We start from the raw sequence: 18156 nt of genomic DNA, 5'->3' as shown, positions 1-18156 counted from the left end.
CATCGTGACCGGGTGCCAGGTCAGGACCGCTCCACAGCCGACCACGTGGCGGACACACGCGACGAGACGGACCCGGTCGCGCCGACGGCGGCCGTCGTCGACGCCCTGGCGCCCGATGCCGACGAGGCAGCCGACGCGCCCGACCTGTTCTCGACGTGGGTCTCGAAGGCGGTCAGCCTCTACCCGCGGCCGAGCGATCCGCTCGAGCGCGAGTGGGACGTGTCGGTGCAGGGCCTCGTGCGGATGGTCCCCTACGTCCCACGGATCGCCACGGCGCCGCTCGCGCTCCTCGACCGGTTCGGCGCGGTCACGGTCGGCCCGGAGCGCGTCGGCCTCGACGGCAAGGACATCGACTGGGGTCGCGTCCTGGAGATCCGCACCGAGCCGGCGTGGACCCGGCTGTCGGCAGGCATGCTCGAGCTCGACCTGCTGAGGATGACCAACGTGATCCCGCCCCTGCCCGGCCGCCGCTGGCTGGTGCGCCAGGTCAGTGAGCTCCTGTTCACGCTGTACCTCACGGCCCTCCCGGTCGACGAGGACGGCGAGCCGCACGACGACCGGGTCACGATCTTCGCGCCCGTCGTCTCGACGATCGTCTACCGACGGCTGGTCGGCCACGGCGAGGCGCTTGCGAGCTCCACGTCGGCGCTGCTGCAGGTGGCGCTCCCCGGCACGTCCGAGGCGATCGTGGCGGCGGCCCGCGCGCACGGGGTCCCGGTCGTCGACGTGCCGGTCGACGAGACCGAGGTCGGCGAGGTCGTACGGCGGGCAGAGGCGTGGCGGCGTTCCGCGACGGGGCTGCGCGACGTGATCCGGTCCCGGATCACCCGCTGAGGAGAGCTCCGGGGCGGCACCACCGTGACCCCGGCACGTCGAATGTCGCGCCACCCACCTCCTCCAGTGAGCGGCTGCGGTGACCGATAGTCCGTAGGTGCACCTGGTTCCCGACGATCTGCCCCGGTCCCCCACGGGACGCGTGCCGCAGTGGATCGTCGAGGATCGGTTCCTCGCGCCCGTCCTTCCCCCACCCCGGCGCCGACGGGGCCGCGGCGTGTGGGTCGTGCTCCTTCTCGTCGCGACCCTGGCCGGTGGGTGGTGGGTGACTGGTGGCGCGCCCGCCGACGAGCTGACGGCCGCGGTGGACCACGTGCGGGGGACGCCGGCGCTCCCGCCCCCGACGGCCGACGTCGTCGCGCTCGCGGACGCCGCGCACCTGTCCGAGAAGGGTCGGCAGATCTTCTACACCACCCGGCCCCAGATCCTCGACGCGGCCGCGTTCGCGGGGCGGTGCGGCGATGTCGGGGTGTCGCCGCGGCTCGGTGCCGGCGGGCGCGTCGGCTGCTACGAACCGGGTTCCGACTCGATCGTCGTCTACCGCCCCGCCGACCCACGCGTGGCCGGACAGGCCGTCACGACGGCGGCCCACGAGACCCTGCACGCGGTGTGGGGGCGACTCACGCCGGCCGAGCGGGCGGAGCTGACACCGATCCTCGACGCGGCGACCGCCGCGGTTCCCGCGGACGACGACGTCCACGAGCAGATCGCGGGTTCGGTCGGCGCCCACGCGGAGAACCGTCCGACCGAGGAGTTCGCGTACCTCGGCACCCAGGTCGACGGTCTCGACCCGCGGCTCGAGGCGGTGTACGCGCGGTACATCACCGACCGACCGGCGCTGGTCGCGGTCGACACGGGTCTGCGTGACCTCCTCGACGGCATGGCCGCCACGATCACGACGGCGTCGCACGCCCTCGTCGACGCAGAGAACGCGAACGGACAGGCGCGCGCGCAGCTCACGGCAGACAGGTCCTCGCTCGAGTACTACCGCCAGGCGTACCAGTCCAAGGCCGACGAGGTCGCGGCGATGTCCAGCGGTGCGCGCTCGCGGTTGCGGCTGTCGTGGGTGTGGTGGGACGGGACGAAGCTGCCGATGGCACCGGCCGAGCAGACCCTCGCGTCGGCGGCCGCACTCATCGCGCGCGACGACGCGGCGCTGGCGGCTCGGGACGCTCCGATCACCGCGGCAGCGGCGGCCGCCGCTGCCGAGCGCACGCGGATCGACGCCTCGGTCGCCGACCTGAACGCGTTGCAGGACCAGATGGACCCGACTGCGGCGCACTGACGCACGATCTGTGACCATGGGGCACCTGCCTCGCACGACGACAAGGGCCACGTGACCGACGACCAGGACGCCACCGCCGGCGGGCGCCTGCACGTGGTGCCCCTGCTGATCGGGGCCGCAGCGGCGCTGCTCTACAGCAACTTCCTGCTCGACTGGGTGCTGCGCGGCTTCGCCGGGATGGGCGACCTGGTGAGCGCGCTCGAGGCCCCCGGCGAGCGGAACGCCACCCTGCTGCGCGTGACCGACGTGGTGTGCGCCGTCCTGGTCGTGTGCCTGCTGCCGCGTGTGCGGCGACGGCTGCCGTCCGGCGGCTGGCGCGAGGTGTTCGTCGTGGCCACCGTCGTCTTCGCCCTGGGCGCCGCGCTGGCTGCGGTGGTGGCCTCGCCCTGCGGGCCGGGCGCGGTGTGCGAAGGCGGCGCCCGGGCGACTCTCGTGCACGACACCAGCAGCATCGTCTCTGACACGGCGCTGTTCGTCGGTGCGGGGGCGGTGTGGCTCGCGACCCGTCGCACGGGCCCCGTGTGGTTCCGCCGGGCCGCCGCACTGGTCGTGGTGGTCGGCGGGATCGTCGCCAGCCTCGTGTTCGGCTGGTTCACGCGCACGGGCGACCCCGCCTGGGCCGTGGGGGTCAGCCAGCGTGTGCACATCGTGTGCATGAGCGCCTGGCTCGCGAGCCTGGGCCTGTTCGCCGCTCTTCCGCGACCGCCGGGACTCGCCCCGGGTCCGCGCAGCGAAGGGCAAGAGAATGCGACGATTCCGCGGCAGGAACGGACATAGATGTTGCGTCAGTCGTTCCAGCTCGGCTGTTGAACAACTGACCAGAATGCGGCGACGGATTGGTTGCGGCGACGGCGAATTTCGCGTCGGACCGCCGCGCCCTGAGTCCTCTTCCGCGCCCGCACGCCGACGGCGGACGCTCCCTCGGTCGTCGACGGGCTCGCGCCGGTGCCGGTTCGACAGACCGGACCGCCCGCGCTGGAGAACCGGCAGGTCAACGGATCGCGGGCGGGACCGACGGGACGAGACGAACCGTCGGAGCGCGCCCGCGCGGCCGGCCGGACGGCCGCCGGTGCCGCCTTTTCCGCTCAGAACCGCGGAACTCACACCGGGTCGCCCGACGCTGTGCGCCCACATCCTGAGATCCTGTTCCCCACCGGACAAATCACCCCTAACTTGTCCGGCGCGGGTCATCGGAAATGCTCGGACCCCCGACCAGAGATCCTTTCGATTCGGCGAGTCGCGGCGCCGGACCACGCAAACTCCTCGCCTTCGGGGTGTTGATTCAGGAGAAAAATAAAAGTGGATTCTGCGCGTCCGAACGGCAAGCTGCAGGACGTCCTGCTGGTCGTGACGGTCTGCCTCGCGACCTTCATGCTGCTGCTGGACCTGACCGTCATCAACGTCGCGCTGCCGAGCATCCAGCGCGAGTTCCAGGCCGACTTCCGGTCGCTGCAGTGGGCGCTCGACGCGTACGCGCTCGGTCTCGTGGTCGCGCTCGTCGCCGCCGGGACAGCCGCGGACCGCTGGGGCAAGCTCCGCGTCTTCCTCGTCGGCCTGGTGGTCTTCACGGTCGCGTCCGGAGCGTGCGGCATCGCCACCTCGATGACGCAGCTGAACGCCAGCCGGTTCCTGCAGGGACTCGGCGGAGCGGTGCTGTTCGCCGTCGGCCCGGCGCTGTTGTCGGAGCGCTTCACGGGCACAGCCCGCAACCGTGCGATCGGCCTGCTCGGTGCGACCGCCGGCCTCGCGATCGCCGTCGGCCCGCTGATCGGCGGCGCCGCCACGGACTTCTACGACTGGCGGTGGATCTTCTTCCTGAACGTCCCCATCGGCGTCGTCGCGATCGGCTCGATCGTCGTGCAACGCGACTGGCGCCGCCGCGCGCAGCCCGGCAAGCCCATCGACCTCGTCGGCCTCGCGCTCTTCACCGCGGCCTGCTTCACCTCGGTGCTCGGGTTCCTGGAGGCCGGCCAGGCCAGCTGGACCAGCAACCTCACGGTGACGCTGCTCAACGCGTCGGTCCTGCTCAGCGTCGCGCTCGTGCTGCAGCAGCGCGGCGCCGCACATCCGCTGTTCGAGGTCGAGCACTTCCGGAACCGCACCTTCAACGGCCTGAACATCGCGACGTTCCTCTTCGGCCTGGGCACCATGGCCGGGGTGTTCCTGATGGTCGCCTACGTGCAGCAGGTGCTGCAGTACACGCCCTGGGAGACCGGCCTGCGGTTCCTGCCCCTCACGCTCGCCGTCTTCGTCGCTGCCGCGGTCACCGGCTCGATCGAGTCGATCCCCAAGCACCTGACCGTGGGCATCGCGGTCGGTCTCGTCGGACTGGGGCTGCTGCTCGTCCCGCTCGTCGTCGAGCCCGGCTCCGACTGGACCGCCGTCATCCCCGCCTGCGTGCTCGTGGGTGCGGGCATGGGCATGTTCAACCCTCCGCGCGCCTACCTGTCGGTCTCGGTGGCCGAGCCCAGCAAGGCCGGGATGACCTCGGCCATCAACGAGACGGCGCAGCAGCTCGGTGTCCTGCTCGGTGTCGCCGCGCTCGGCTCGTTCTTCGAGACCCGCCTGCACGGCGTGACGGCGGCCGACCCGGCCGCGTTCCGCATCGCGTTCGTGGACTCCCTCGGCGACACGATGATCGTCGCCGCGGCGCTGTGCCTCGTCGGGTCCGCGGTGGCCTTCGCGATGATCGGCCCGACGGGCGTGCACGTCAGCGCCCACGACGCCGAGCTGGACGCGCTCCTGGATGACGCGCTCGACGAGCGGAAGTCGGTCGACGCATGACGCTCACCGCCCCCGACCTGCGCTACCGCCGGGACTCCGCCGCTGTCCTGGACACCGGCGCGACGGTCTACCACGAGCACTGGCCGGTCGAGACGTCGGGCCCCACCCTCGTCTTCGTCAACAACTTCTACGTCGTCGGCCCGATGTGGCGCACGTACACCGAGCGCATCCGCGAGGCGTACGGCTGCGTGTTCTACGACCTCGAGAACCAGGGCGGCTCCAGCGCCAACCCCGGGCCGACCATCGCCGCGCACGCGCAGACGCTGAAGGCGCTCGTCACCGACCTCGGGCTGGGCGAGATCATCCTCGTCGGCACGTCGTCGTCGAGCCTGATCGTCCGCGAGTACGCCCGACGGTTCACCGACGACGTCCGTGCGGTCGTGCTCGTCGGCCCCTCCACGACGCCCAGCAACCACCCGGTGCGCCGGGCGACGGAGCGGGCGCTGGTCAACTCGCTGACCAACGGCGGGACCGAGGCGCTCTGGGACCACCTGTACTCGATGGCGTTCTCGGCGGCGGCGATGCGCGAGATGGGCGCACCCGGCTACCTCGGCCTGCGTGCCGCGTTCACCGCGATCCACCGACGCGACCCGATGCTCGCCAACATGGTCGCGGCCGCACGGGAGAAGGACGACTTCGCCGTCCTCGCCGAGCTCGGCATCCCGGTCGCCCTCGTGCTCGGGTCGCTGGACACGCTCTGGCCGCAGGACCAGGTCGACGAGGCGCGCGAGGTCCTCGCGGACGTGCCCGGCCTGCAGATCTACGAGCTCACCGGCGCGGGTCACCTGCCGTACATGGAGAAGCCCGAGGAGTTCCAGGACGCCGTCCTGGCCTTCCTCGCGCAGGAGGAGCAGCGATGAGTGACACGGACCTCGCAGTGGCCCAGTGCCTGATGTCGGTGCTGCGGCACGACGTCGGGCTGGACGAGCTGCTCGAGCACTCGCTCGCCGAGATCGGGGTCGAGTCGTGGGCGTTCACGGCCTTCCTCGCGCGGCTCGAGGAGCAGTTCGGGATCGAGTGGGACTTCGACGTGGCCGCCGAGACGTTCGACTCCGTCCGCACCATCGCCCACCACCTCGACCAGGTGGCGTCATGAGCGACCTCGTCACCGGCGCGACGGGGTTCGTGGGTTCTGCCCTGATCCTCGAGCTCCTCGCCGCCGACCCGAACCGCGAGGTGGTCTGCGTCGCGCGTCCGCGCCGCGGTCGCTCGGCCGCGGACCGCGTGCACGCCCAGCTGCACGCCGCGGTCGACGCGTACGCCAGCCCGCTGAGCACCGACGACCTGCGATCCCGGATCCGCGTCGTCGAGGGTGACCTCGACGTGCTGCCGGACCTGCCGTCGGACGTCGAGCGCGTCTGGCACACCGCGGCCTCGCTCAAGTTCGAGGACCGCGACCGGGCCGAGATCGAGGCGATCAACGTGGCCGCCGTCGAGCGGCTGACCGCCTGGGTCACGGCGCACGGGGTGCGCGCGCTGAACCACGTGTCGACCGCCTACACGGTCGGGCAGTTCGACGGTGTCGTGCGGGAAGAGTTCCACGACGACTCGCCGGTGAACAACGTCTACGAGGAGAGCAAGCGGGCCGGCGAGCGCGTGGTGCGCGACTCGGGGCTCGAGTGGCGGATCATGCGGCCGTCGATCGTCGTCGGCCACAGCGTGACCCGTCGAGCGCTGTCCACCTCGGGCCTGTACGGGTTCTGCGGGAAGCTCGAGGCCTTCCGCGACAAGGTGGCGGAGACCTTCGGGGACCTCTACTCCAACGTCCCGCTGCACCTGATGAGCAAGCCGGACGCGGGCGCGGACTTCGTCCCGATCGACCTGTGCGTGCGCGCGATGGTCCACGCCGGGCTCGAGCGCGACCCCGGCACCATCACGCACCTCGCGAACCGGTCGGCGCCCCGGATGGCGAGCGTCCTGGCCGCCGTGTTCACGGCGTCGGACCTGCTCCCGCCGGTCATGGTCGACGAGCCCGGGATGCTCTCGGTGATCGACCGGACGCTCGACGAGCGCATCGACTTCTACGCGCCGTACGTCCGGCAGGACAAGTCGTTCCACCAGCAGGACGCCGTCGTGGGAGACCTGACCGCACACGAGCTCGACCCGGCCGCCCTGAGCCACCTCGTCGACGAGTACCACGCGCGCACCCGCCGCCCCCGCGCCCAGCCTGCCTCGAGCAAGGACTACGTCAATGTTTGACCTGTCGACCCTCATGTCCGGCGCAGCGAAGCGCCACCCCGACGCACAGTTCGCCCTCGACGCAGCCCTCGACGTCGCACCGCACCTCGGCACGCGCCTGACGTACGCCACGATGGCGCGGGTGGTCGAGCACGTCGCGGCCGTGCTGCACGCGCGGGGCGTGCGCGCCGGTGACGTGGTCGTCGTGCACAAGCGTGCCAACCCCGACATCCTGCCGATCGCCTGCGCGATCGGGCGGCTCGGCGCGGTGCCGGCGATGCTCGCGCCCAAGCTCGGTCGCCACGAGTCCGACGTCCTCATCGAGCGGCTGGGGGCCCGCTTCCTCGTGACGTCCGCCGACTGGTACCCGGAGTCGCCCGACACGATCGTGGCCGACGAGGTCGGTGCGGACGTCTCGGCCGCCTGGGCCTCGGGGGTGCCCTCGGTGCCGGCGGCGCCCGCGCCCGGTCCCGAGGACATCTACCTGATCACCCACACGTCCGGCACGACGAGCGTTCCGAAGCTCGTCCCGCAGGCTCGCCGCGGCACCCAGATGCCGATCACCGTGCAGGCCGCGTTCGCCGCCGCCCTGCGGTACGACGAGCCCGTCGCGATGGCGATGTCGTTCGTGCACGGCAGGACCGTCGCCGCCTTCGCGACCGCGCTCAAGCTCGGCCTCACCACCCTGCTGATCAGCGACCCCACGCCGGGCAACGCGCTCCCGCTGCTCAAGGAGTTCCAGCCGGGCGCCATCGAGACGCACCCGAACATGGCGATGGCGTGGGAGGCCGAGCTGCGCCTGGACCCCACGCCGTTCGCCAAGGCGCGCGTCATCATCAGCACCTTCGACGCGATCCACCCCCGCACGGTCCGCACCCTGATGATGTCCTCCGAGCGGCGCTCGCCGATGTTCTTCCAGAGCTACGGCCAGACGGAGACCGGCCCGATCAGCATGAAGACGTACACGCTGCGCAGCATGCTGCGCATCGACGACCGCTGCGTCGGCCGCCCGTTCCCCACGCTGACCAAGGTGAAGATCATCGACGAGGACGGCCGCAAGGTCCCCACGGGCACCGTCGGACGTATCGCGATCACGTCGAAGGGGCTCGGGCTCGACTACCTGGGCGAGCACGACCGGTATGCGTCGAACTTCGCCGACGGCTGGTGGCTCATGGGCGACTACGGCTCGGTCGACCGCACCGGTCAGGTGCTCATCGAGGACCGCGGCCAGGACCGCATCCCCGGGGTGCCGAGCGCCCTGCGCGTCGAGGACCGCATCATCAACGCGATGAGCGAGGTCCGCGAGACGATCCTCGTCGGTGGCGCGGGCGAGCAGTTCCTCGTCTACGTGCCCTACGAGGGTGCGGTCGTGAACCACGATCGACTGCTGCGGGCGAGCGGGCTCACGCAGGACGTGCACATTGTCCCTCGGGAGTGGGACACCATCCCGATGACCTCGACGTGGAAGGTGCGTCGCTCCGTCCTGCTCGCCGACCTCACCGCCGAGAAGGTCGGCGACGGTGTCGGCTGACACGGCGCTCGCACCGGCTGAGGCGCTCGCCCGCTCGGCCGAGCGCACCCGTTTCGCCACCGCGGCGGAGCGGGTGGCCGACGAGGCTCTCGACGCCCGCTCGGCGGCCGAGTTCCTCGGGGTCGACGACGCCTCGGTCGAGGCGCTCCTGCGCAGCGGGCTCGTTCCGACCGGGCCGCGCGGCATCGCGTACCACGACGTCGCGGCGCTCGGCCTGAACAGCGGCCTCGGCACGTCGGTCTCCGAGCGTGGGATCGCCATGATGATGCGGTTCGCACGCGGCGGCGTCGAGCCGCTGCTCGGTCCGGTCGACTGGGCGTTCACGGTCACCCTGGACCCGTCCGCGTCCGACGGTGCCGTCGAGGTCCGCGAGCCGTCCGAGGGCGGAGTGCTGCTGTCCGTCGCTCCCGGGCGCCGCACGGTCACCGGCCGGCTGCGGACGTTCGGACGCTGGTCGCCGTTCGTCGCTGCGGAGCTCGACCGCAGCTTCGACCGGTGGGTGGCGGACGTCGCGCCGGACGGGCCGCTGCAGTTCCAGTGGGTCTCGGACGTCGGTCGCGAGGACCCGGTGGCGCGGCTCGCCGAGGGGCGCGTCGACTGCGTCTGCCTCGCGCTCGTCGCCGCCGACCGGCTGGCCCGGCTCGGGTTCGCCACCCGTCTGCAGCGCGGCCGGGTGCTCGGGCTGCTCGACGCCCAGCACGTCTGGCTCAGCGTCCTGGACGAGGACGGCGAGTGGAAGCGGTTCGACCCGATGCTCGCCGTGCACAGCCGCCGCCTCTGGGGCCGGGACACAGACCGGGCGGACGCGTTCCGCGGCCACGTCGTCAACGCCATGCCGGGCTGGGCGGGCACGGGGACCGCGGTCCGGGTCGGGGGGCACGACGTTCTTCACACGTTCACGGCTCGGAAGGAGTCACGATGACGTTCGCCGACATCGCACGCCGCACGATCGGCCTGGAGCTGGACGGGGTGGACCGCGCGTCGACCCTCGTCGACCTGGGGGTGAGCAGCAAGCGGCTGGTCATCCTGCTCGCCCGCGTGGAGGACGAGCTCGCGGAGCAGCTGTCGTTCGACGAGCTGGCCCAGGTCGGCACCGTCGGCGAGCTCGAGGCGCTGGTCGACGCCGGGCTGGTGGCCCGGTGACCCGCGTCGCGATCGTCGGCCGCGGGCGGTTGGGTTCTGCCGTGCGTGACGCTCTCGTCGACCGGGACGTCGAGGTGGTCCAGCTCAGCCGCGCCGACGGGTTCGACGTGACCCGGCCGATATCGTTCGAGGCGCACGGACCGCTGGACCTGGTGGTCGAGGCGACCGACGTGTTCACCAACGACGCGCGCAAGGCCACCGCGTTCTTCGAGGCCTCCACCCGGCACATCGGTGCGGCGGCCGCCGCGGCGGGCATCGGGCACCTGCTCGTCTCGATCGTCGGCTGCACGGCACCGGCGCTCGCGAGCAACGGGTACTACGCCGGCAAGGCCGCGCAGGAGCGGGCGTTCCTCACCGGCCCGAGCAAGACCACCCTGCTGCGCACCACGCTCTGGTTCGAGTTCGCGCGTCAGAACACCGAGCGGCTCCGCGTCGGCCCGGTCGCCCTGGTCCCGAGCATGCGGGTCAAGCCGGTCGCGCTCGACGCCGTCGCCGAGGTGGTCGCGCAGCGGTGCACCGGGCTGCGCACGTTCGACGAGCTGGACGTGTCGGGCCCCGGCGTCACGACGCTGTGGGAGATGACGAAGGCGCTCCCCAGCCACGGCCTCGCGGTCCCGCTGCTGGTGCCCGGCGCGGGCGGCCGGGCGCTGCGCGACGGGACGCTGCTCCCCTCGACCACGGCCGAGATCGTCGGGCCGACCTTCGAGTCGTGGCTCGCGGCGGCACCGCGATGACGTCCCTCTCGCTCGCCGACGCCACGAGCGAACCGGCGGCCTGGGACCTCGCAGCGCGGACGTCGCTGGGTGACCAGCTCGAGGCCGCCCTGACCCGGTTCGGGGACCAGCGGGCGTTCGACGACGAGGGCGGGCTCCGGTTCGCCGACCTGCTCGACCTGTCCACCGAGCTCGACCCCCGCGACGACAGCCCGGTCCCCCTGCTGGAGTCCGAGAGCTCGCTCGCGTTCGTCGTCCGGATCCTCGCCACCCTGCGCGCCGGTCGCGTGCCGGTCCTCGCCCAGCCCGGGGCGCTGGACGGGAACAGCCTGCCCACGGACCTGCCGAACGGGACGGCGCTGCTGCTCACGTCCGGCGGCACCACCGGGACGCCGAAGCTCATCGCGCGCGGGCACGCGGAGTACCTGGTCAACGTGTGGCTCTCGGCCCGCAACCTGGAGCTCGGCGAGAGCGACGTGGTCCTGCTGCCGATCCCCGTGGCCCACAACTACGCGCTCGCCTGCCCCGGGGTGCTCGGCGCGATCCTGCACGGTGCGTCGTTCGTCGTGACCCGTGCGCGTCGCACGCCCGACCTGGTCCCCATCGTCGACCGGCACGGTGTCTCGGTGCTCCCGCTGGTCCCGACCCAGGCCAGGTTCGACAACGCCGTCGCCCGCCCGAAGCACCCCGTTCGCCTCGTGCAGGTGGGCGGGTCGCCGGTCACCGCGGACGACGTCCGGCGGCTGCGCGCGCAGTGGGGCGGTCAGGTGCAGGCCTCGTTCGGAATGGCCGAGGGGCTGCTCTGCCAGTCCGCGCCCGGCGACTCCGACGACCTGCGCGAGGCCTCGATCGGGCGCACGCTCTCCGAGCGCGACGAGTATCGGATCGTCGACGCTGACGCCACGGACGGCGCCGGGCTGCTGGAGGTCCGCGGTCCGTACACGATCGAGCGGTACGTGGCGTCCGACGAGGTCAACGCCGCGAAGTTCACGCCGGACGGCTGGTTCCGCACGGGCGACCACGCGATCGCCGTCACCCCCCGCAGGTTCCGCGTGATCGGTCGGGCCGACGACGTCATCAACCGCGGCGGAGAGCTCATCGACCCGACCGCGGTCGAGCAGCTCGTGCGGGCGCACCCCGGTGTGCTGGACGTCGCCGCCGCCGGGGAACCGCACAGGACGTTCGGCCAGATCGCCACGGCGTTCGCGGTGCTCGCCGAGGACGTCGGCCCCGACACGGTGCTCCTCGACCTCCTGCGCGAGCACGGCGACGTCCAGCAGGTCCCCGACCGGCTGGTCGCGGTCGACACGATCCCCGTGACGTCCGTCGGCAAGGTCGACCGCCAAGCCCTCCTGACCCTCGAAAGGACGCCCCGATGACGACGCAGAAGCGCATGCCCGGCGGACCCGACACGCTCACCTTCGTCGGCCCCGGCCTCGTGCTCGGCGGCCCGCAGTTCACGGCGGTGCTGGCCGAGGTGCAGCGGGCCTGCGACGTCTGGGGTCGGCGGCTCGGCGCGAGCCGGGTGCACGCGACCGGCACGCTCACCGCCCAGACGCTGCGCGACGCCGGCTACTTCACCAACTTCCCGCAGCACGTGTTCACGAAGGCGCCGTTCCTGCAGGAGATCGAGCAGCCGCCCGCCGACTACACGACCTCCCCCGCCGCGTGCCTGTGCCTCTACGAGGCGTACCGCGGCCGCGAGCTGACGGAGGCGACCACCCTCGACCTGGTCGCGGCGCTCGGCCGCTACGAGGCCGGCAGCCACGCAGACCCGTTCCGGCTCGCGGCGTACCACGGGTACGAGTCGGTCCGGCTGGGCACCCGTGCCGAGGCGGTCGCGTTCTTCCAGGCGGCGCGCGACCTGATCGAGGAGCTGTCGCAGGTCTTCCCGCAGACCCGGGTCGAGATCGCCCACGACGCGTTCTTCGGTCCGACGGCCCGCGTCCAGCAGTCCTACCAGGAGCGCGTCAAGGTCAAGTACGAGCTGCAGGCCGAGGTCGAGGGGCACGGCTGGGTGTCGATCGCGTCCGTGAACTTCCACGGTCAGGCCTTCGGCAACGGCTTCGGCATCGTCCGGGGCGGCGAGGCGGCGTTCTCGGCCTGCTTCGGGGTGGGCCTCGAACGCTTCGCCCTGTACGCGATCGACGTCCTGGGTCCCGACGTCGAAGCCTGGCCGGCGGCCACGCGCGCCCGGCAGGCCGACCCGGCGGAGGTCTGATGGCCGGCACGCTGCCGGGGTACCTGTACGGGCTCGCCGACCGCTCCGGCTGGCTCGACCGGCCGGTGCTGACCGACGAGCGGACCGGTCGCGACCTCACCCACAGGCAGGTCCACGCCGGCTCCAGGGTGCTCGCCCGCCGCCTGCGGGACCGCGGCCTGGGGGCCGGCGACCGGGTCGGCTTCTGCGTCGGAGACGGCGCCGGCTGGTTCGTCGCGTTCCTCGCGTCCGCCCGCGTCGGTGCGGTCCCGTTCCTCGTCAACCCGGACGTCACCCCGACCATGCGGCAGAGCGTGCTCGAGCAGTGCCGCGCCACCTGGCTGCTCGACGACGAGGGTGACGTGCTGCGACTCGCGGCGCGTCCGACCGGTCTGGAGGCCCGCTGGCACCTGGACGACCTGCTCACCGGGCTGAGCTTCCCGGAGGACGCGGCCGAGGGTGTCCTCGGCGACGAGGTGCTCTACGGCCAGCTGTCCTCGGGCGCGACGGGTGCCCAGAAGGTCGTCCTGCACCGCGCTCGCGACCTCGTCGCGTACTCCCGAGCGGTGGCGGCGCTGGAGATCACCCCGGACGACCGGATCCTGTCCGTGTCGCAGCTCTACTTCGCCTACGGGTTCAACAACCAGTTCGTCTACCCGATGACCTACGGCTGCCACGTCACGCTCCGTCGCCGTCGGCGGACCGCGGACGACGTCCTCGCCGTCGTCGGTCCGCGCCGCACCACTCTCCTCTTCTCGGTGCCTTCGGCGCTCGGGGCGTTCGACGGTCAGGCCCCCGAGCGGCACCACGTGCGAGGGATCGTCTCGGCGGGGGAGCCGCTGGCTGCGACGCTGCAGGATCGCCTGGAACGCACGTGGGGGACTCCCGTCCTCGAGCAGATCGGCTGCACGGAGGTCGGCAACGCGTTCTGCGCGAACGGGTCCGCCCGTTCGTCGCGGTACAGCACCGGCTTCGTCAGCCCGGGCTACGAGGTGGAGCTCCGCCCGAGCACCGTGGAGCTCAGCGCCCCGGACGGCACCCCGACCGGTGAGGTCTGGGTCCGCGGGGAGAGCATCCCGGCGACCGCCGAGACCGCGGACGGGCCCGTTCCGCTGCTGCGCGACGGCTGGCTGCGCACAGGCGACCTCGGGCACTGGAACGCCGACGGCGCGCTCGTGGTGCTGGGTCGGCACGACGACATCCTGCTCGTCCGCGGCATCTCGGTCTCCGCCGTCCGCATCGAGGCGGTGATCCGTCGCACCGGGCTCGTCGCCGACGCGGCGGTGGCGAGCGTCGTCGACGAACGTGGAGTGTCCAGCCTCGCCGCGCTGGTCGTCCCGGCCGACGGCTTCTCCGCCGACGACGTCCTGAGGCTGCTTGCCGGCCGGGTCGCAGACTCGCTCGAACGGTTCGAGCTCCCGCGCCAGGTCGTCGCGACGGACGCGATCCCACGCACGCCGAGCGGCAAGCTGCAGCGGCACCGTGTCCGTGCCGCGATCGACGCCGGCCTGAACGCACCGGCGGTCCCGGTATGACGACCGCACCCGACGTGGTCGTCGTCGGCGCCGGACCCGCCGGCCTGACCGCCGCCCTCGCACTGCACACCCTCGGTCGCCGTCCGCTCGTGCTCGAGCGGGCACCCGTCGACGAACCGGTCGCCGGCAGCCGTGCACTGTTCCTGCACGGCGACAGCCTGCGGCTGCTCGAGGCGGCTCAGCCCGGCCTCGGGCAGCGGATCGGCGCCGCCGGGATCCGGTGGTCGCGGCGGGAGACCTGGTACGGGCGTCGCCGGGTGTTCGGGTGCGACGAGCCGGTGTGGCGAGGCGACGGTCTGCCGCCGTACACGAGCCTGCGGCAGGTCGACACGGTCGGGCACCTGCGGGACGCGTGCGGACGCGTGGGCATCGACATCCGCTGGGGCACGGGCGTCGAGCGGGTGGAGGCCGAGGACACGGCCGTGCGGGTGCACCTCGCGGACGAGGTCCTCACCGCAGCGTTCGTCGTCGGCGCGGACGGTGGGCGCTCGGTCGTCCGGTCGTCCGTCGGGCTGGCGCTCGAAGGTCCGCGGCTCGACGGCTACCACGTGGTCGTCGACGTGCTGGGTGCCGTCCCGGCGGCACGGCGGCTCTGGTACCAGTGCCCGGCCCTCGACCGTCGTACCGTGCTGGTGGTCCCGTTCGCGGGCGGCTTCCAGCTCGACGTCCAGTGCCGCGACGCCGACGACGCGGCAGCGCTCGCGGCGGATCCGTCGTGGGTGGAGCCCCTGCTGGCCCGCGTCGGCGACGCGTCCGGCGAGGTCGCCTGGATCTCGACGTACCGGTTCGCCCGCGCGGTGGCGACGTCGTTCGTCGACGACACGAACCGGGTGCTGCTCGTCGGCGAGGCCGCGCACCTGTTCCCGCCGTTCGGGGCCCGCGGGATGAACTCGGCCATCCCGGACGCGCACGCCGCCGCGCACGCGATCGCCCTGGGCTCTCCGGGAGCGGTGCGCGAGTTCGACCGTCTCCGGCGCGGCGCCGCGCAGCTCAACGCACAGGCGGCCCACGCGGCCTTCGACCACCTGCACCCGACGCCCGCCCGTCGCCGCCGCCAGACGGCCGTCGCCGCCGCTGCACCGGTCTCCCGACGCGCCCGCACGTGGCTCGAACGCGCGCCCTACGGACCGACCGTGCGGACCGGGGGACGGTACTGATGTACTGCCCCGGCGCACCCGAGGTCGTCGACTCCTGGCTGGTCGACGACGGGCGGATCCGCGACCTCACCGCCCACGTCGACCGCTTCACGCGCTCCACCGGGCTGGCACGGGGTCTCGTCGTCGAGCACGTGCTCCTGCTCCTCGAGGAGCTGCCCCAGAGCGGGCGGTGGTTCCCGCGGATCGAGCTGTGCGGCGGGCACGTGCACACCCGCACGCGTCCGGCGCCGCCCGTCGCGCACACGGCGACCCTGGTGACGCACGGCCCGGACCCGCGCCGCCGGCCGACCGTCAAGGGTCCGGACTTCCCGCTGCAGGAGAGGCTGCGCACCGCCGCTCGCGCCGCCGGCGCCGACGACGCGCTCCTGACCGACCCGGACGGTCACGTGGTCGAGTCGGTCTTCGGGTCCGTCCTCTGGTGGCAGGACGGCTCGCTCGTCGTGCCGCGGACCTCCGCGCTGCTGCCGAGCGTGACGCGCGCCGCGGTGCTCGACCTCGAGAACGCCCCGGTCCGACGCGCCGACCTCCGGCCCGACCAGCTGCGCGACGCCGACGAGGTCTGGCTGCTCAGCGCCCTGCACGGCATCCGGACCGTGGTCGCGGTCGACGGTTCGCCCATGGCCGACGACGGCCGGCGCGACCACTGGCAGCGCCGGCTCGTCGCGACCGCACGACCCATCGACCACTGGCGCCAGGTGCTGACGAACATCGGCGCCCGCCCGACGGAGAGGACCTCGGCGTGACACGCGTCCTGATCGTCGACAACTACGACTCGTTCACCTACAACCTGTTCCAGCTCGTCGCGGAGGTGTGCGGGGAGGCTCCCGTCGTCGTGCACAACGACGTGCCGTGGGAAACGCTCGACCTCGACGCGTTCGACGCCGTGATCCTCTCGCCTGGGCCGGGTACGCCGGAGCTGCCCTCGGACGTCGGCATCTGCGCCCGGCTCCTGACCGACACGGACCTGCCGGTCCTCGGGATCTGCCTGGGCCACCAGCTGGTCGGGCACCTCGCCGGCGCCGCTGTCGTCCCGGCGAACCCGCCGATGCACGGCCAGGTCTCCCGGGTGCGCCACGACGGCGACGAGCTGTTCGCGGACGTTCCGGAGGAGTTCGACGCCGTCCGGTACCACTCGCTGATGATCGACCACGTCACCCACCCGCTCGAGGTCGTCGCCCGCGCCGACGACGGCACGGTCATGGCGGTGCGTCACCGCGAGAGACCCGTCTGGGGGGTGCAGTTCCACCCGGAGTCGGTGCTGAGCGAGCACGGCCACACGCTGATCCGGAACTTCCTGCGGCTGGCCGGTGGTTCGTCGGACGCCGCCGCCCGCTACGAGGTCCGGTCCCGTCGCGTCGCCCACGGTGTGTCGGCCGTCGACCTGTTCGACGCGTTCTACCGGGACGACCGCACCGCGTTCTGGCTCGACAGCGGCGGCGTCGGGCAGTTCTCGATCCTCGGCTCCGGCCGGGGCGTCCGGGCGCACACCGTCTCCTACCGCCGGGGCGCGGGCCACGTCCGGGTCACGGGGTCCGACGGCACCGTCACCGAGCACGCCGGCGACCTGTTCTCCTACCTGGAGGAGTCCCTGGCGCGCTACGCCGTCCCCGTGTCGTCGGACCTGCCCCACCCGTTCGCCCTCGGCTACGTCGGGTACCTCGGCTACGAGCTGCGCGACGAGACGATGGCGACGGACGTCGGCGTCGCGGCCGAGCACGACGACGCGCACCTGGTGTTCGCCGAGCGTGCGCTGCTCGTCGACCACGAGACCGGCGACGTCCACGCGCTCGCCCTGCACCACCCCGCGGACGACGAGCTCTCGCGGTCGTCGCAACGCTGGCTCGACGACCTGCCGGGGTGGATCGCGGCGATCACGCCGTCTGCCGTTCCCGACGTCGCCCCGTCGAGCCTCGACCTCGACGACATCGAGAAGCTCTTCGAGCCCCGCCACGGTCGGCGGGAGTACGTCAGCCTCGTCGCCGAGTGCCAGGACTACATCCGCCGCGGCGAGTCGTACGAGCTCTGCCTGACCAACGAGTTCCGCACCGACGCCGTGGTCGACCCGTGGCAGACGTACCTGCGGCTGCGCGCTCTCAGCCCGGTCCCGTACGGCGCCTACCTCGCGTGCGGCCCGGTGTCCGTGCTGAGCGCCTCGCCCGAACGGTTCCTCACCGTCAGCGCCGGCGGAGCGGTCGAGACCAAGCCGATCAAGGGCACCCGGCCGCGCGGGCGGTCACCGCACGAGGACGCCGAGCTCTGCACGGACCTGCGGACGAGCGTCAAGGACCGCGCCGAGAACCTGATGATCGTCGACCTGCTGCGCAACGACCTGTCGACGGTCTGCGAGATCGGCTCGGTGCACGTCCCGCGCCTGTTCCACATCGAGACGTTCCCGCTGGTCCACCAGATGGTGAGCACGGTGCGCGGCCAGCTGACGCCGGGCCGGTCGGCGGTGGCGTGCACCGTCGCGGCGTTCCCGGGCGGGTCGATGACCGGCGCGCCCAAGCTCCGCTCGGTGCAGATCCTCGAGAAGCTCGAGGGCGGCCCGCGCGGCGTCTACTCGGGTGCGCTCGGCTGGTACTCGCTGACGGGTGCGGCCGACCTGAGCATCGTGATCCGCACGATCGTCACCGGCCCCGGCGGAACCACCTTCGGCGTGGGCGGCGCGGTCACGGCGCTGTCCGACCCCGACGAGGAGTACGTCGAGACGCTGGTCAAGGCACGGGGGATGGCGACGGCGCTCGTGTCTTGACCGCGGCGCCCCTCGCACGGGACGGTGTCAGCGCGGACGACTGA

17 protein-coding genes are annotated in these 18156 nt (G+C 72.6%); all 17 read left to right on the top strand.

Features of this window, described 5'->3' with window-relative positions:
- Positions 1-45 precede the first annotated feature (45 nt).
- The 17 genes from I847_RS0109905 (at position 46) to pabB (ending at position 18112) form a co-directional block, all read left to right on the top strand.
- Positions 46-834 (top strand): hypothetical protein, encoded by a 789-nt coding sequence (locus I847_RS0109905; protein ID WP_155856095.1) that lies wholly within the window; start codon positions 46-48, stop codon positions 832-834.
- Positions 835-931: 97 nt separating this feature from the next.
- The gene (locus tag I847_RS0109900; RefSeq protein ID WP_155856094.1) at positions 932-2119 is read left to right on the top strand and encodes a hypothetical protein; all 1188 of its coding nucleotides are present in this window, start codon (positions 932-934) and stop codon (positions 2117-2119) included.
- A 51-nt stretch (positions 2120-2170) separates the two neighbouring features.
- On the top strand, positions 2171-2896 hold the full coding sequence (locus I847_RS0109895) for a DUF998 domain-containing protein (protein ID WP_028049564.1): 726 nt from the start codon (positions 2171-2173) through the stop codon (positions 2894-2896).
- Positions 2897-3418: 522 nt separating this feature from the next.
- On the top strand, positions 3419-4903 hold the full coding sequence (locus tag I847_RS23015; protein WP_051274716.1) for an MFS transporter: 1485 nt from the start codon (positions 3419-3421) through the stop codon (positions 4901-4903).
- On the top strand, positions 4900-5763 hold the full coding sequence (locus tag I847_RS0109885; RefSeq protein WP_028049563.1) for an alpha/beta fold hydrolase: 864 nt from the start codon (positions 4900-4902) through the stop codon (positions 5761-5763). Before I847_RS23015 ends, I847_RS0109885 begins: the two co-directional genes overlap by 4 nt.
- Positions 5760-5999: an acyl carrier protein gene (locus I847_RS0109880; protein ID WP_028049562.1), complete on the top strand. Its 240-nt coding sequence runs from the start codon at positions 5760-5762 to the stop codon at positions 5997-5999. Before I847_RS0109885 ends, I847_RS0109880 begins: the two co-directional genes overlap by 4 nt.
- A complete protein-coding gene (locus I847_RS0109875) occupies positions 5996-7102 on the top strand; it encodes an SDR family oxidoreductase (protein ID WP_028049561.1) in 1107 nt (368 codons plus the stop codon). Before I847_RS0109880 ends, I847_RS0109875 begins: the two co-directional genes overlap by 4 nt.
- Positions 7095-8612, top strand: a complete 1518-nt coding sequence (locus I847_RS23010) for a class I adenylate-forming enzyme family protein (RefSeq protein ID WP_051274714.1) — start codon at positions 7095-7097, stop codon at positions 8610-8612. Before I847_RS0109875 ends, I847_RS23010 begins: the two co-directional genes overlap by 8 nt.
- The gene (locus I847_RS0109865; RefSeq protein ID WP_028049560.1) at positions 8602-9534 is read left to right on the top strand and encodes a hypothetical protein; all 933 of its coding nucleotides are present in this window, start codon (positions 8602-8604) and stop codon (positions 9532-9534) included. The genes I847_RS23010 and I847_RS0109865 overlap by 11 nt, the downstream gene beginning before the upstream one ends.
- Positions 9531-9755: an acyl carrier protein gene (locus I847_RS0109860; RefSeq protein WP_028049559.1), complete on the top strand. Its 225-nt coding sequence runs from the start codon at positions 9531-9533 to the stop codon at positions 9753-9755. Before I847_RS0109865 ends, I847_RS0109860 begins: the two co-directional genes overlap by 4 nt.
- Positions 9752-10489, top strand: coding sequence for a hypothetical protein (locus tag I847_RS27075; RefSeq protein WP_028049558.1), 738 nt, complete (start codon positions 9752-9754; stop codon positions 10487-10489). The genes I847_RS0109860 and I847_RS27075 overlap by 4 nt, the downstream gene beginning before the upstream one ends.
- Positions 10465-11847: an AMP-binding protein gene (locus tag I847_RS23005; protein ID WP_051274712.1), complete on the top strand. Its 1383-nt coding sequence runs from the start codon at positions 10465-10467 to the stop codon at positions 11845-11847. Before I847_RS27075 ends, I847_RS23005 begins: the two co-directional genes overlap by 25 nt.
- A complete protein-coding gene (locus I847_RS0109845) occupies positions 11844-12689 on the top strand; it encodes a hypothetical protein (RefSeq protein WP_028049557.1) in 846 nt (281 codons plus the stop codon). Before I847_RS23005 ends, I847_RS0109845 begins: the two co-directional genes overlap by 4 nt.
- Positions 12689-14203 carry a class I adenylate-forming enzyme family protein gene (locus I847_RS23000; protein ID WP_051274710.1) on the top strand — a complete coding sequence of 505 codons (1515 nt, stop codon included), beginning with the start codon at positions 12689-12691 and terminating at the stop codon, positions 14201-14203. The genes I847_RS0109845 and I847_RS23000 overlap by 1 nt, the downstream gene beginning before the upstream one ends.
- Positions 14200-15360 carry an NAD(P)/FAD-dependent oxidoreductase gene (locus I847_RS0109835; RefSeq protein WP_034609755.1) on the top strand — a complete coding sequence of 387 codons (1161 nt, stop codon included), beginning with the start codon at positions 14200-14202 and terminating at the stop codon, positions 15358-15360. The genes I847_RS23000 and I847_RS0109835 overlap by 4 nt, the downstream gene beginning before the upstream one ends.
- Positions 15360-16103: an aminotransferase class IV gene (locus tag I847_RS22995; RefSeq protein ID WP_051274708.1), complete on the top strand. Its 744-nt coding sequence runs from the start codon at positions 15360-15362 to the stop codon at positions 16101-16103. The genes I847_RS0109835 and I847_RS22995 overlap by 1 nt, the downstream gene beginning before the upstream one ends.
- Positions 16100-18112, top strand: a complete 2013-nt coding sequence (pabB, locus tag I847_RS0109825) for an aminodeoxychorismate synthase component I (protein WP_028049555.1) — start codon at positions 16100-16102, stop codon at positions 18110-18112. The genes I847_RS22995 and pabB overlap by 4 nt, the downstream gene beginning before the upstream one ends.
- The last annotated feature ends 44 nt before the right edge of the window (positions 18113-18156 follow it).

The sequence above is a fragment of the Cellulomonas sp. URHD0024 genome (assembly GCF_000426185.1).
In the GTDB taxonomy this organism is placed as follows: Bacteria; Actinomycetota; Actinomycetes; order Actinomycetales; family Cellulomonadaceae; genus Cellulomonas.
The sequence above is the reverse complement of the archived record's forward strand: the minus strand, read 5'-3'. Positions and strand labels throughout refer to the sequence as shown.

Excerpts from the sequence above, each read along its gene's own strand:
- I847_RS0109885 (WP_028049563.1), top strand. The coding sequence starts at position 4,900 with ATGACGCTCACCGCCCCCGACCTGCGCTACCGCCGGGACTCCGCCGCT.
- I847_RS22995 (WP_051274708.1), top strand. The coding sequence starts at position 15,360 with ATGTACTGCCCCGGCGCACCCGAGGTCGTCGACTCCTGGCTGGTCGAC.
- I847_RS0109835 (WP_034609755.1), top strand. The coding sequence starts at position 14,200 with ATGACGACCGCACCCGACGTGGTCGTCGTCGGCGCCGGACCCGCCGGC.
- I847_RS0109875 (WP_028049561.1), top strand. The coding sequence starts at position 5,996 with ATGAGCGACCTCGTCACCGGCGCGACGGGGTTCGTGGGTTCTGCCCTG.
- I847_RS23000 (WP_051274710.1), top strand. The coding sequence starts at position 12,689 with ATGGCCGGCACGCTGCCGGGGTACCTGTACGGGCTCGCCGACCGCTCC.
- I847_RS0109860 (WP_028049559.1), top strand. The coding sequence starts at position 9,531 with ATGACGTTCGCCGACATCGCACGCCGCACGATCGGCCTGGAGCTGGAC.
- I847_RS0109880 (WP_028049562.1), top strand. The coding sequence starts at position 5,760 with ATGAGTGACACGGACCTCGCAGTGGCCCAGTGCCTGATGTCGGTGCTG.
- I847_RS23010 (WP_051274714.1), top strand. The coding sequence starts at position 7,095 with ATGTTTGACCTGTCGACCCTCATGTCCGGCGCAGCGAAGCGCCACCCC.
- I847_RS0109845 (WP_028049557.1), top strand. The coding sequence starts at position 11,844 with ATGACGACGCAGAAGCGCATGCCCGGCGGACCCGACACGCTCACCTTC.